General features: G+C 70.1%; 14 protein-coding genes. All 14 read left to right on the plus strand.

Going from position 1 to position 13,253, the window contains the following annotated elements; translation table 11 throughout:
* The first annotated feature begins 9 nt into the window (after positions 1-9).
* A complete protein-coding gene (locus AB0E14_RS01355) occupies positions 10-483 on the plus strand; it encodes an ATP-binding protein (protein ID WP_362410044.1) in 474 nt (157 codons plus the stop codon).
* Between the two features lie 36 nt (positions 484-519).
* Positions 520-972 carry a DUF6415 family natural product biosynthesis protein gene (locus AB0E14_RS01360; protein WP_362410046.1) on the plus strand — a complete coding sequence of 151 codons (453 nt, stop codon included), beginning with the start codon at positions 520-522 and terminating at the stop codon, positions 970-972.
* Complete coding sequence (locus AB0E14_RS01365; protein ID WP_362410048.1) at positions 972-1,445, plus strand: DUF6302 family protein; 474 nt, start codon at positions 972-974, stop codon at positions 1,443-1,445. Before AB0E14_RS01360 ends, AB0E14_RS01365 begins: the two co-directional genes overlap by 1 nt.
* 44 nt (positions 1,446-1,489) lie before the next feature.
* Positions 1,490-1,690, plus strand: coding sequence for a DUF5999 family protein (locus AB0E14_RS01370; RefSeq protein ID WP_362410050.1), 201 nt, complete (start codon positions 1,490-1,492; stop codon positions 1,688-1,690).
* Positions 1,687-2,352 carry a hypothetical protein gene (locus tag AB0E14_RS01375; RefSeq protein WP_362410052.1) on the plus strand — a complete coding sequence of 222 codons (666 nt, stop codon included), beginning with the start codon at positions 1,687-1,689 and terminating at the stop codon, positions 2,350-2,352. Before AB0E14_RS01370 ends, AB0E14_RS01375 begins: the two co-directional genes overlap by 4 nt.
* Positions 2,353-2,556: 204 nt before the next feature.
* On the plus strand, positions 2,557-3,792 hold the full coding sequence (fxlM, locus tag AB0E14_RS01380; protein ID WP_362410054.1) for a methyltransferase, FxLD system: 1,236 nt from the start codon (positions 2,557-2,559) through the stop codon (positions 3,790-3,792).
* A gap of 50 nt (positions 3,793-3,842) precedes the next feature.
* Positions 3,843-4,040 (plus strand): FxLD family lanthipeptide, encoded by a 198-nt coding sequence (gene fxlA / locus AB0E14_RS01385; protein WP_189831817.1) that lies wholly within the window; start codon positions 3,843-3,845, stop codon positions 4,038-4,040.
* 93 nt (positions 4,041-4,133) lie between these two features.
* Positions 4,134-7,193 carry a lantibiotic dehydratase gene (locus AB0E14_RS01390; protein WP_362410056.1) on the plus strand — a complete coding sequence of 1,020 codons (3,060 nt, stop codon included), beginning with the start codon at positions 4,134-4,136 and terminating at the stop codon, positions 7,191-7,193.
* On the plus strand, positions 7,190-8,413 hold the full coding sequence (locus AB0E14_RS01395; RefSeq protein ID WP_362410058.1) for a lanthionine synthetase C family protein: 1,224 nt from the start codon (positions 7,190-7,192) through the stop codon (positions 8,411-8,413). The genes AB0E14_RS01390 and AB0E14_RS01395 overlap by 4 nt, the downstream gene beginning before the upstream one ends.
* Positions 8,395-9,384: a thiopeptide-type bacteriocin biosynthesis protein gene (locus AB0E14_RS01400; protein WP_362410060.1), complete on the plus strand. Its 990-nt coding sequence runs from the start codon at positions 8,395-8,397 to the stop codon at positions 9,382-9,384. The genes AB0E14_RS01395 and AB0E14_RS01400 overlap by 19 nt, the downstream gene beginning before the upstream one ends.
* A gap of 303 nt (positions 9,385-9,687) precedes the next feature.
* Positions 9,688-10,173: a hypothetical protein gene (locus AB0E14_RS01405; protein WP_362410062.1), complete on the plus strand. Its 486-nt coding sequence runs from the start codon at positions 9,688-9,690 to the stop codon at positions 10,171-10,173.
* A gap of 53 nt (positions 10,174-10,226) precedes the next feature.
* A complete protein-coding gene (locus AB0E14_RS01410) occupies positions 10,227-10,565 on the plus strand; it encodes a hypothetical protein (protein ID WP_362410064.1) in 339 nt (112 codons plus the stop codon).
* Positions 10,565-13,036, plus strand: a complete 2,472-nt coding sequence (locus AB0E14_RS01415) for a phage portal protein (RefSeq protein WP_362410066.1) — start codon at positions 10,565-10,567, stop codon at positions 13,034-13,036. The genes AB0E14_RS01410 and AB0E14_RS01415 overlap by 1 nt, the downstream gene beginning before the upstream one ends.
* Complete coding sequence (locus tag AB0E14_RS01420; protein ID WP_362410068.1) at positions 13,033-13,248, plus strand: hypothetical protein; 216 nt, start codon at positions 13,033-13,035, stop codon at positions 13,246-13,248. Before AB0E14_RS01415 ends, AB0E14_RS01420 begins: the two co-directional genes overlap by 4 nt.
* Positions 13,249-13,253: the final 5 nt, after the last annotated feature.

Consider the following 13,253-nt stretch of genomic DNA (forward strand, 5'->3'; position numbering starts at 1 on the left):
GAAGCAACGATGGAACTGCTCGTCAACACCACCGAGCGGGATGCTTCTGTTCGAGCCACGTCCAGAAGCGTGGACGCCCAACTCGACATGATCTTCGACGTCCGCGCGGAGGACCTGGGAACCGTGCGGGACATCGTTGCAGCCCACCTTCGCTGGTGGCGCATCGACGCCGGCACCGTGCACCGCTTGCTGACCGTGGTCAACGAACTCCTCACCAACGTCTTGCAGCACACGCTCGCGGGCGCGGACGGACACCGGATGGCTAGCCTCCTCCTCCAGAAGGTGCCGGATGGTGTCACCGCCGTCGTCCGTGACCAGGACCCCAGCTTGCCCGTGTACGCGACGCAGGACCTCATGGCCGAAGACGGACGCGGGTTGCTGCTGCTGAGGGCCTTGGCGGACGACACGTCCGTCTCTGTGACCCCCGCGGGCAAGGACGTGTGGGTCTTCATAGGGCTCCCGGAGGAGATCGAGCACCCCTAGTCCCCGGCCAGCACCTGATCCCTTTCAGGAGTCCCGATGCCCCTCAGCGTTCTGGTTCCGGACAACGACGTGGTCCCTCCGCCCGCCGGCGAGTCCAAGGCACCGCAGTGGATGCCCCCACTCGACGCAGACGGCCTGCGGTCGGTCCTGGAACGCATCAAGGACTGGAAGCCGTTCGACGTGGAGGAGGTCTTCGACGATCTCGACACCGCCATCGGCAACCATCCGCTGGCCGCCGCGGCGACCGACACCCTGATCGACCGCCTTCGCGGGCACGTGAAGCAGCTCAGCGACATCTCCGTGGCCGACGACAAGTACCCGCCCACCACGGAGATGGTTCAGCTCGTCGAGCGAGGGCGCCCCTTGCGAGAAGAGCGCACGCCAGCCGACCACCAGCAGGCCGTCGGCCTCGCTCGCCGCCTGGCCTTCGTCACCTCAGACCTGGTCGAAGCACTGATCGAAGCCCGATACATCAAGGAAGCGGAGTGATGCACAACCCCAACTCCGCCAGACACCCGGTCGTGATGGCCACGGCGGTAGGCGACCCACAAGACGCCTACGACTACGACTACTACGTCCGGCTGCTCTCGGACACCTGGCTCGTGGAGAAGAGCATCGCGGTACGCATCATGCGCATGCCGTTCCTCGCGGTCCCCGTCGGAGGAACACGGCGAGGCGGGTACTACCCCGTGCCGTGTATCTGCTTCGGGCTCGCGGTCCGTGACCTCCTCCGAGAGCACGCCGGTTTCCCGGACCTGCGGCTGCACTGGTCGCAGGATCCGGAAACCAGCGACGTCGTCGAGTGGGGAGAGAAACTCCCGAGGCTCTGGGGCAACGACGACACCACCCTTGGCCGCTTCTACGGCTACAGCGAAACGGCCATCGCCGCCTTCATACGGCGGCGGCACCCCACGACTCCCTCTTCGGCCATGCCCGAACCGTGGCCCCCCACGGCACCGTAGCTCGCCGAAGAGGGCCCAGCTTCCCACCCGAGAGGACGAGCACCATGTGCGCGCACAACCCGCCGTGCCCCATGGCTGAGGACCCCGACAGGGAGGCCGCACACTCCCTTGCGCACCGGCCTGAGCAGGGTTGGAGCCTGCTGTGTAACGGAGTGCTTCTCTTCGAGGACACCGGGGAGCTCCTCCCTGACGGCCGTATCGTGGCCCCGCACCGGCCCCTCGCCAGGGCGAGGGCAGCCGCGTGAAGAGGACCAGCGCAGCGCCGAAGCTCGTCCCGTACATCACCCAGCGAGAGGGCGAGTACGGCGGGCTGGCGTCGGAACTCACGCTCAGCATGGACGCCTTCGGCTCCGTGCGCCTCGCCTACCAGGACGAGACCCCGGCGGATCGTGGGCTGGGCCGAGAGCTCTGGGCGCGGTGCTCCCAGTCGCTCAACGCCGCCGGGAAGCCGACGGGCAAACCGCAATGGCGACTGGTCAACCCGGCTCGGCAGCGGGAGGCGATGGAGCGGCTTCGGTGTCAGGTTGGTCTCTGCCCGGCTGAGACCGACCAGGGCTACATCTTCCTCGCCGGGGTCACGGACGACGAGTCCCACCGTGCCGGGGGACCCGTGAGGACGGCCCAGCCGCCGGTGTGCCTGAGGCACTTGCGGCCGGCCCTGGAGCTGTGCCCGCACCTACAGAAGGGGCACGTTGCCTTCCGCGCGCGCACGACGTCGGTCTGGGGTGTTATCGGCTCCCAGTACCGCCTCACGGCCACCGGCCTGGCGCCACTTCCCGTCGAGGAGGACGACGCTCCTGTGCCCTACGGGCACCCCCAGCTGGGCTGGTTCCTGGCGAGCCAGCTCGTACGCGAACTGCGGGACTACGAGGTCGTCAGTCCGGATGATCTCGTGACCGCCGCCTAGACAGCCGCCCGGCCCTCCTGAGCGATCCGAACGGGAGCGCCGGGCGGCCTCCACCGGCGCCGAGCCATCGCGCGCCATCCAGCCCGAGAATCACCAACCCCTGGTGGTCTGGCCAGAACGGAGAGCCCTTGCCGATAGCGTCCCCGCCCACCGGCACGCGATGCCGGTCTCCCCTCCCCGAACATGAACAACCGAAGGAAGCCCATGACGAACACGACCGTCGAGCCCGACGAGGCGACCCGCTTGCGGAACAAGGTGGTGGACGAGCTGTGCGCGAACGGCAACATCTCCTCCCCGGAGATCGAGGCGGTGATGCGCCTGGTGCCTCGGCACGCGTTCACCCCCGACACCCCGCTGGAGAAGGCGTACGACACGTACGCCGCCGTGATCACCAAGACGGACGAGCACGGCGTGCAGCTCAGCTCCGTCTCCGCGCCGCAGATTCAGGCGATGATGCTGGAGCAGGCCCAGGTGAAGCCGGGGATGCGCGTCCTGGAGATCGGCTCGGGCGGACTGAACGCGGCCTACCTCGCCGAACTCGTCGGCGAACAGGGTGAAGTGGTCACCGTCGACATCGACCCCGCCGTCACCGATCGCGCGCGTCGGCTCCTGGACGAGCACGGCTACGGGTGGGTCCACGTCGTCACCACCGACGCCGCCGAGCCCATCCCGGACCTCGATGAGGTCGACGTCGTGATGGTGACCGCCGGGGCCTGGGACATCTCGCCGGCTTGGACCGCGCAGCTCAAGCAGGGCGGCCGCCTCATCGTCCCGCTCCGGATGCGTGGCCTGACCCGGTCGGTCGCCTTCACCCTGGTGGAGGGCGAGCACGGCCCTCACCTGGAGAGCGAGTCGGCCCGGATCTGCGGCTTCGTCCCGATGCAGGGGTCGACCGCCCACCGCGAAGAGCTCCTGCTCGTCAACGGCACCCCGGAGATCGGGCTCAAGTTCGACGACGGCCTGCCTGCCGACCCGCACCGGCTCGACAACGCGGTGACGTTCACGCGCCACGAGATGTGGACCGGCGTGACCGTCCGGATCCAGGAACTCATCGACACCCTCCAGATGGCGATGGCGATCAGCCTGCCGGGCTTCTGCACGATGGCCGTCGACGAGAACTCGGACACGAAGCTGGTCGACCCCGTCAACAGGCGGTTCGCCCTCGCGGCCGTCGACGACGACACCTTCGCCTACCTCGTCACCCGCCGCACCGAGGACAACAAGCACCTGGAGTACGGCGTGCACGCCCTCGGCCCACGCGCGGAGCAGCTCGCCGACAAGGTGGCTGACGTGCTCCGCGACTGGGAGGCCAACCGCCGCGGCGGCCCCAGCCCGATCATCCGGGCCTACCCGGCCAGCACCCCCGACGGCCAGATCCCGGCCGACCGGGTCATCGACAAGGTGCACAGCCGGATCTCGCTCTCCTGGCCCCCGGCGTAGCGCCCGGAACCAGGTAGTCCCGCAACACCCCGACAAAAGGAAGGCACACCATGACCAGCGCCACTCTCACCCCGCCCGCGGTCACGCCGGCGGACGACCTGGACGACGACTTCGCGCCCCTGAACGTGAAGATCGTCGTCGCCGAGCACGGCTACGGCCACCTCATGTGCTCCACGGGCGACGGCTGCGGCACCACCTGCCAGACCGGTGCCTCCGCCTGCGGCTCCTTCACCGAGGACCCGGCCTAATCAAGGCCGCTTCTCTCCTGGGGGCCGGGCGACGCACTTCGCCCGGCCCCCAGGCCCCTCTCCCTCCCCGCGCCGCCTCATGGAAGGAGCCCTATGGCTTCCCGAGCAGCCGCCGGATACCTGTGGCAGGGCGTTGCGATGCTGCGCGCCACCACCAGCCCGGGGCCGGCAGACATCCCCCGAACCCTCAACCTGGACGACGTGGCCGTCACCCGCGGCTGGCTGAACCGCATCTGGCAGAGCGAGGACTTCCGCAGTGCCTTGGAGCTGACCACACCCGTCCTGTCCGAGGCCATCGAGTCCGTCGTCCGCGGCCGACAGACCGAACCCCGCCACATCCGCCGCACCGCGCTGTCGACGGTCTCCTACCTGCTGCGCTGGCAGCACCGGCCGACCCCGCTCGGCCTGTTCGCCGGCATCGCCCCGGTGTCCGTCGGACCCCGGGCGGGCGCGCGGTGGCGCGACAAGCACCTCACTCTGATCCGACCGGACGCCGAATGGGTTACCGAGATGGTGCTCCGGCTCCAGCGCGCCCCCGCACTGCTGCGACGGTTGCCGCTCGTCGCCAACAACACTGCCCGTGCCCGCGGCGACCGGCTCGTGGCGCCGGGCCCGCCCTCCGACGGCCACGCCCTTCTGCTGGCCCCGGTCGAGATATCCGTCCGCAACGCTCGTCCGGTGGCCGCCGCCATGGACGCGGCTCGCACACCCATCCGTTACAGCGACCTCCACAGCCACCTCCGCGACCGCTTCCCGCAGGCCACCTCGGAGAAGATCGACACCCTTCTCACCAGCCTGGTCGAGCAGCGGTTTCTCCTCACGAGCCTGTGGGCGCCCATGACCACCGTGGACGCCTTCCAGCATCTGTGCCGCGAGCTGGACCAGCACCAGGCGGACAACCTCCGAGAAGTGCGGGACCTGGTCCACGCCCTGCACGCTCTGCGCGACGATCTCTCCGCACACCAACCGACGCTCTCCGACACCAGCGTGAGCCCCATCGCCGCACGCATGCGCGCCCTGACGCCGGTCACTCCGACACCGCTGCTCATTGACACCGCCCTCGACTGCGAGACCCAGCTCCCGCAGACCGTGATCGCGGAAGCGCAGGCAGCCGTCTCGGCTCTCTACCGGACCACCCCGCAGCCCTACGGCTACCAGCACTGGCGCGACTACCACCGCCGCTTCCGGGCCCGGTACGGCGTCGGCGCCCTAGTGCCGGTGATGGACCTGGTCGCCGACAGCGGCCTGGGCCTGCCCGCCGGATACGTCGGATCCGAACGCGGCACCGCACTGAAGGTACGCACCGAACGAGATGAATTGCTGCTTGCGCTCATGCAGCAGGTCCTCCTGGAGGGGGGCCGTGAACTGCTGTTGACGGACGACATGATCGACGCCCTGGAGAAGGCGGCCGGAACGGACGAGCGGCTGTTCGTACCCCGGGTGGAGATGGCCTTCGAGGTCCACGCCCCCAGTACCCAGGCCCTCTCCAGCGGCACCTTCGGCCTCCTCCTCACCGCCGTCCCCCGGCCGGGCAGCAGCATGGCCGGCCGGTTCGCCCACCTTCTGCCGCCCGAGCAGCAGGACGCGCTTGCTGCCACGTACCTCGGAGCGCCGGACAGCCTCGCCGCGCAGCTCGTGTTCCCGCCGCGCCGCCACCGCAACGAGAACGTCATCCGAACCCCCCGACTGCTCCCACACGTTGTGGAGTTATCCGGCAGCCAGGAGAGCGAGGAGGGGGCGATCCCCCTTGCCGACATCGGCGTCACGGCGGACCCGCGCAGCTTCCACCTGGTGCAGATCTCCACCGGCCAGCGCGTCGACGTACGGGTCCTGCACGCCCTGGAGGGCGGGACGCAGACCCCGCCCCTGGCCCGGTTCCTCGCCGAAGTCGCCCACAGCCGGTACGCCGCCTACAAACCGCTCGACTTCGGCGCCGGCTCCCGGCTCCCATTCCTCCCCCGGGTGCGCTACCGCCGCACCATCCTCACGCAGGCCCGATGGCTGCTGATGGCCGACAGCCTGCCGGGCCACAAGACCCCGACCGGGGAGTGGGAGGACCACTTCACCGCATGGCGGGAGCGGCTGCGGGTCCCAATGCAAGTCGCCATCATCGAGTACGACCAGCGCCTTCCTCTCGACCTGTCCCACCCGGTCCACCGCCGGGTACTGCGCACCCACCTCGACAAGGCCCGCCGCCTGGAGCTGCGCGAGGTCCCGGACCCGGACGCCCACGGCTGGATCGGGCGCGCGCACGAGATCTGGCTCTCCCTGGGCCGGACGCAGTCGGACACCGCCACCGTGCCGCGGCCACGCCCCGCCACGGCCGCCGGACGGCATTTGCCCGGCGCCGGCAGCGTGGTGTTCGCACAGCTCCACGCCCACCCGCGCCGCTACGACGAGATCCTTAGCCGCCACCTCCCGGGCCTCCTCGCCGCGTTCGGCGACACCCGACCGCTCTGGTGGTTCATCCGGCACCGGGAGATGGCGCGTCCCGAAGCCGACCAGCGCCTCGACCTCGCCCTGCACCTGTCTCCGGACGCCTACGCGGCCGCCGCCCAGTACGTCCGTACGTGGGCGGACAACCTGCACGGGGTTGGCCTGGCGGCCGGGCTCGTCCTGGCCCCCTACCAGCCGCAGACCGGGCGCTTCGGCAACGAGGCGGCCATGGATGCCGCGCACCAGGTGTTCGCCGCAGACTCCGCCGCCGCCCTCGCGCAGATCCGGCTCGTCGAGCGCACCGATGCCGTCGCCGCGCAGGCCCTCGCGGCGGCCAGCGCCCTGCACCTCGTCACCTCGCTGGCCCCGAACGCCGCAGCCGCCGAGGAGTGGCTGGTACGCGCCCTTCCCCAGGGCACGGGGCGACTCGATCGGACCCTGCGCGCCCAGACGCTCGAACTGGCTGGACCGAACGGCGCCTCCGCGCTCGCGGCTCTTCCCGGCGGCCAGTCGTTGGCCGACGCGTGGGCGGCCCGCGCTACCGCCGTCGAGGTCTACCGGAACGCCCTGACCGGCCAACGTGACCCGCTGGACGTCGCCCGCTCGCTCCTGCACCAGCACCACGTCCGGGCCCTGGGTGTCGAACCGCGCGCCGAGGAAACCACCATGCGACTCGTACGAACCGCCGCCCTCCAGCATCGGAGGTCAATCCGATGACCCCGCCGACCGTCGCCTCCGCGACACTCCTGGAGCAGTACACCGCCCGCCTCGCCCAACCCGCTGCGCCGTCCCCGGGTGAGCCCTGGGCGGCGCAATCCCTGGCCGACGGCGCCGCCGGTATCAGCCTGCTGCACATCGAGCTGGCAGCTCGACACGGCGGCTCCTGGCGCACCGCACACCGGTGGATCACCGCTGCGACCGCCGGCCACATCAGCGCGGCCGATACCGCCGGGCTCTTCCTCGGCGCCCCGGCCATCGGCTTCGTACTCGCCACCGTCCCCCCGGACTTCCAGCACCTGTACGCCTCGGCCCGCCAGTCCTTGCACCAGCACGTCATCGACCTGGCCCACCGCCGCGTGGACGCCGCCCTCACCCGGATCCGCAAGGGAGACCTGCCCGAGTTCGCCGAGTACGACCTGTTCTACGGCCTCACCGGTATCGGGGCGTACCTCCTGCGCACCGACCCCGAAGGGCTCACGCTGGAGCGAGTCCTGAAGTACCTCGTCGCCCTGACCCGCCCCCTCGCCTCCGACGAACGCGGCATGCCGGGCTGGTGGGTCCGCCACGACCCGGCCCGCGGCGAATCTCCCCACTTCCCGGGCGGCCACGGCAACTTCGGCGCCGCGCACGGCATCACCGGCCCGCTCCTCCTCCTGGCCCAAGCTCTGCGGCGCGGGATCACCGTCAAAGGCCACCGCGAAGCCCTGTGGCGCATCTGCGAGCACCTGGACGCCTGGTGCCAGCACAGTCCCGCCGGCCCCTGGTGGCCCGAACACATCTCCCGCAAGGACCTCACCCGCGGACGCCCGCACCACGACTCACCCACCCGGCCGAGCTGGTGCTACGGAACCACAGGCATCGCACGAGCCGGACAACTCGCGGGGATCGCCCTGCGCGCCCCCAACGTCCAGGAGTTCTACGAGGACGCCCTGTACCGCGCCCTGACCGACCTCGAACAGCTCGACCAAGTCACCGACTCCGGCCTGTGCCACGGCTGGGCAGGCATCTACCAGACCGCCACCCGCGCCGCCGACGACGCCCTCGACTTCCGGCTCCACACCCTCCCGAGACGTCTCGGCAGCATCCTCGCAGCGAACGCGCACCCCGGCCTTCCCGGGCCCGGCCTGATCAACGGCGACACCGGCACCGCGCTCGCCCTCACCACCGACACCTCGGCACCGAGCACCGGATGGGACGCATGTCTCTTGAACAACTGACCCTGACAGAACCGAGCCGGATCCAGCGCGCAGTCTCCGCTGTCCTTACCGGCCTGTCGATCCATGCTGCCGCCGCCCGCCACGAAGTGGAGTCCACGGTCCTGTCCGACGCCGTGGCCGTCTACAACCAGGCCGGCAGGGAAGCCCTGGCTCGCCACGCTGTCACCACCGAATGGCGCCAGGCATATCTCCACTTCGCCGACTGGGCGAACGCCGACACCGTCTTCACCACACACGTCCTGCCCGTGCTTCGGAAGGCGGAGTCCGCAGGAACCATCGACGGCTGGTGGTACACCCGCAAACACCCCTGCTGGCGCCTACGCCTCCGCCTCCAGTCCGAGCCCGGAACCGAGCTGGCGTTCGACGACAGCTTCGACCGACTCGTCTCGGACGGGCACCTGCAACGGTGGTGGCCCGGAATCTACGAGCCGGAAACCCCCGCGTTCGGCGGCGAGGCCAGCATGACGGCCGCACACGCTCTGTTCATCACCGACAGCCGGGAAGCGTCACGGCTACGGCAGCGCAACGACCTGGCCGTGGGCCCCCGGGAGCTGTCCGTGCTCCTCTGCACCATCATGATGCGCGCCGCCGGCCTGGAGTGGTACGAGCAAGGAGACGTCTGGCACCGCGTCATCACGGAGGAACACCGATCGGCTGTCAGCGACGTCCCAACAGACCGATTCGACGCCCGCGCCCAGGAAATCCGGCCCCTGCTCTTCGCCGACAGCGACATACTGCTGCGCCCCGGCGGGCTGCTGGAGCCGGTCAGCGACTGGGTCGATGCCTTCCGCAGCACAGGACACGAACTGCGCCGTGCCGTTCAGGCTGGGACGCTCGACCGTGGTCTGCGGCAAGTGCTCAGCTACCACGTGATCTTCCACTGGAACCGGCTCGGCCTGTCCCTGCGAAGCCAAAGCGTCCTGGCCTGGGCAGCCAGGGCGGCGATTCTCCACGGTGAGAGCAGGACGTAGATCACCTGAACAGCGCGACCACCCGGCGCCACCACGCCTGACGGCGATACCACCTTCACCTGCGGGCGCTGGACGGCCACCCCGTAGCCTCCGGCCCCGCTTCCCCGCTGTCCCCCCCGAGACCCCGGCTTTCCGCTGATCGAGCGGCCAGCTCCTGGGCGGCGCCCCCTCTCTCGGCTGCTCCGAAAGCCGCTGGCCTAGCCGAAGGACTTGGCCTGTAACAGATCCCACCTGGTTGACGTACGGCGAGGGGAGAGGTTACGGATTGCGTCAACCTCCCAGCGAATCGGCTTGGAGGAATGGGTGACGACCGCCACTGCTCCCCTCTTGCCGGCCTCGGGCCGGGCGTTCTGGCAAGAATCCCTCTTCTCGACCAACCCAGTCCCCGCACCTGCTGGTCAGGCGGACCAGCCAGACCATGCCCCTGCGTCCGCCGCGCCCGCTGAACCTCAGGATCTCTCGCACACGTGGTTGGTCGCGGCCGAGATCCAGGTCGAACCGCGAGTCGCGAGCATCGCCGACTTCAGGGGCTCGTTCAAGGCCACCGCCGGGCAGCGAGTGGAAGCACTGGAGGTCTACTGCAAGGGCTGTCGTCGCCCTTACGACGACGTGAAGGGCAGGCCCTGCGAGGAGAAGGTCGACAACCGCCACTTGATCGGCGGGGATCAGTCCATCCGCAAGAAGCGCAAGTTGCCCCCGCCGCCGAAGGGCGTGCGGATCGTCCCCGGCGAGCGGATCCAGCGCCGGGGCATCGGCGCGTACATGGCTGGCGTCACCCGCCCGCGGTGACCTGCTCATCGAGCACGCGACAGTAGCCTCACCTTCCGCTCAGGGTGCGCGCCGTGAGCACACCACCTGAGTCCTCCTCGACAGATCGCCTCGTACGAGAAGCCGTCGGCCTGCTCCTCGCCGCGATCGGCGCGCTGCTCGTCCTGTTCTCCCTCGGGCGCATCCACCCCGTCCTGGGCAGCACCGTCTCGACGACGGCAGCTCTCGCCCTGAGCTACTTCGTCCTGCGCACTCGTGGACGACGCGGGCGTTTCGCGGCCTGGGTGCTCACTGGGGTCACGTCGCTGTCCGGCATCGTGACGGCCTTTCTGTACCTGCCGCCGCTCGCATGGGTGGAGATCGGCGCGGCGGCCGTGGCCGTGGGGGCGTGGCTGGCCAGTGAGGGGGCCTGATGCCGCGCGAGTTCCTGCCCGGTCTCCGGCGCCTCCTCGCTCCTCGCCCGGCGCAGGTGGAGGTGGAGGAGAAGTCGGCGGCGATCGGCTCGTCGTACGTGTCGATGACGTACGCCGGAACGACGACGGTGTGGGGCGCGGAGAACCGCGGGGCCGGATGGGACCTGGACCGGGTCATCCAGGAGGGCTACGAACGGAGCGTCTGGACCTTCAAGGCCGTCGAGGCGATCTCGAAGCATCCCGGGGCGCTCAGCATCGAGATCGGGCGCGGCGGTGACGACCGGCAGTTCGCCGAAACCCTCACGGACCATCCACTGCTGCGCGTGCTGAACGTCCGGGCGAACCCTCTGGAGACGGCGGCGGTGTTCAAGAAGCGGCTCTCCGCACAGTTCCTTCTCTCGAAGAAGGGCGCGTTCGTCGAGATCACCCGCTCGCGCGCGGGCACGATCACTCGGCTGGATCTCTTGCCGCCCAACCGGGTCGAGCCGATACCTGACCCCCGCGGCGACTACCTCAGCCACTACCAGTTCACGACGTACGACGGCAGAATCCGCGAGCTCGATCCCAGTCGCGTCGTCTGGTTGCGCGACCCACACCCGACCGACCCTTATTGCGGCGTCACCCCGCTCGAAGCCGCCGGCCTGTCCGTCGATCTCGACGTCAAGGCCCGGCTCTACAACATCGCGTTCATCGACAACGATGCGAGGCCCAGCGGGATCGTGGCCATCGACGTCGACGGGCTGGATCAGCGGGAGATCGACCGGATCCAGCAGCGGCTCGCGCCAGGGGCGCAGCAGGCGGGCGAGACCGTGGTTGTCGGCAGCGGGCCGGGGGGCCTCAACTACGTCGACACCAGCACCCGGCCCCGGGACATGAACTACGAGTCCTTGGCCAAGGCGGCGAAGGACGAGATCTTGAGCGCCTTCGGGGTGCCGGAGAGCATCGTCGGCAACGCGTCCGAGAGGACGTACGCGAACGCGGATCGCGAGGAGTGGAACTACTGGCAGCACACCGAGCTGCCGCACCTGGGGTTGATCGCGTCTGCCTTCGACTTCGATCTCGATGACGGCTGGTCGATCCGCTTCGACACGAGCGGCGTCCAGGCGTTGGAGTTCCCGAGGCGGCAGCGCCGGGCGGAGGCCCGCGAAGAGTGGAACGCCGGTCTGATCACGGCCGACGAGTACCGGGAGGTCGCTGGTCGCCGGCCGTTCAACGTGCCCCACACCCGGGCCCTGTGGATCAGCCCCCAGAAGGCACCCGTGCCCGCGAACGAGGCGGACGCCGCCGCGCTCGGCGTCGCGCAGGACCCCACGGCTGGTGGAGCACCAGGGCTGCCTGGGACCGGAGGCCCGCCTGCCCTGCCGTCGTCCGCCGGGGCGGAGTCGGCGGCTGACGCCGTCGCCGAGGCCACCGGCACTTCCGGGTCGTCAGCCGCCGAGGACGTGGCGGCGGCAAGGAACATGCTGGACGCGCCCGCGCCCGCGCCCGCGCCCGCGCCCGCCTCCGGCTCGGCCGCCTCTGACGTCGTTGCCGCGCGCGAGAAGCGCCCGCATCCGGTCGGCGGCGCGGCAGCAGCAGACGTGGAGGCAGCCCGCTCCACTGACACCGCAGCGGGCTCGGGGGACGCGGCGGCGGATATCGAGGCCGCGCGTACTCCGCTGGAGGGCAAGTCCGTCTCCGACGGCGGCTTCGAGGTCACCGACTCCGACTTCGACACCGCGGCCTCAGCTGTCACGGCCGTCCTCGCCGCGCTCCTGGCACGCCAGGAGGGCGTGATCCGCGCCCGGCTGCGCTCTCCGAAGCTGCGCAAGCACACCAGGTATTGGACCCCGGACGGGGACACCGATCTGCGCGGGGGGACGGCGGCGATCGGCGGCCAGCGCGTCGTCGGTGCTGCCCGCTGGGAGGAGGAGGTGGCCTCCACCCTCGCTCCGGTCCTTCAGCAGACGGCGTCGTCCACCTCCCAGAAGGTGACCACGCACCTCACGGGCACTGCCAGCGTGCCCGCCGGTGCTGCTGCCGCTGCTCTCACCGCGGTTGCCGTGGCCGGACGCGCCGTCCTCGCCCTTCTGGCGGATCTGGCTGAAGCCCTGGATGCCGCCCAGAACGAGACGACGACCCTCACCGATCTCGACGAGGTGACCAACAGGTTCTTCGCGGACCGCGCCGCGCCGTTCATCAGCCACATCGCCGAGTCCTGTGCGGTGACCACCGTAAACGGAGCCGCTGACGCTGCCGCCGAGGGCATCGGGCCGTCGGTGCTGCGTACCTGGGTGACGAGGCGCGACGCCCGCGTACGGCCGCAGCACCAGCAGCTCGACGGCATCACCCTGCCTGCCGGCACCGCGTTCGAGGTGGACCACGTCCGCCTGCGGTACCCCAGCGACCCATTCGCCCCCGCCGACCTCACCGCCAACTGCCGCTGCCGACTGCGGTACCGCACCGGCCCTGCTCCGAAGGAGACCCCGTGATCTGGCCCGCCGTCTGGTTCGTCTGGACGTGCATGTTCGCCGTCGCCGAGACCATCGCGCTGGTCAACCGGCGCGAAGGCGACACCCTGAGCGAGACCGTCCGTGCCCTCTTCCACACCCGTACCTCCAAGGCCGGGCGGGCAGTGTTCGCTGTCGGGTGGACCGGATTCTCCGTCTGGTTCGCAGTGCACATCCTTACCGAGACGATGTAAGCCCG

Source organism: Streptomyces sp. NPDC047981 (genome assembly GCF_040653315.1).
Classification (GTDB): domain Bacteria; phylum Actinomycetota; class Actinomycetes; order Streptomycetales; family Streptomycetaceae; genus Streptomyces.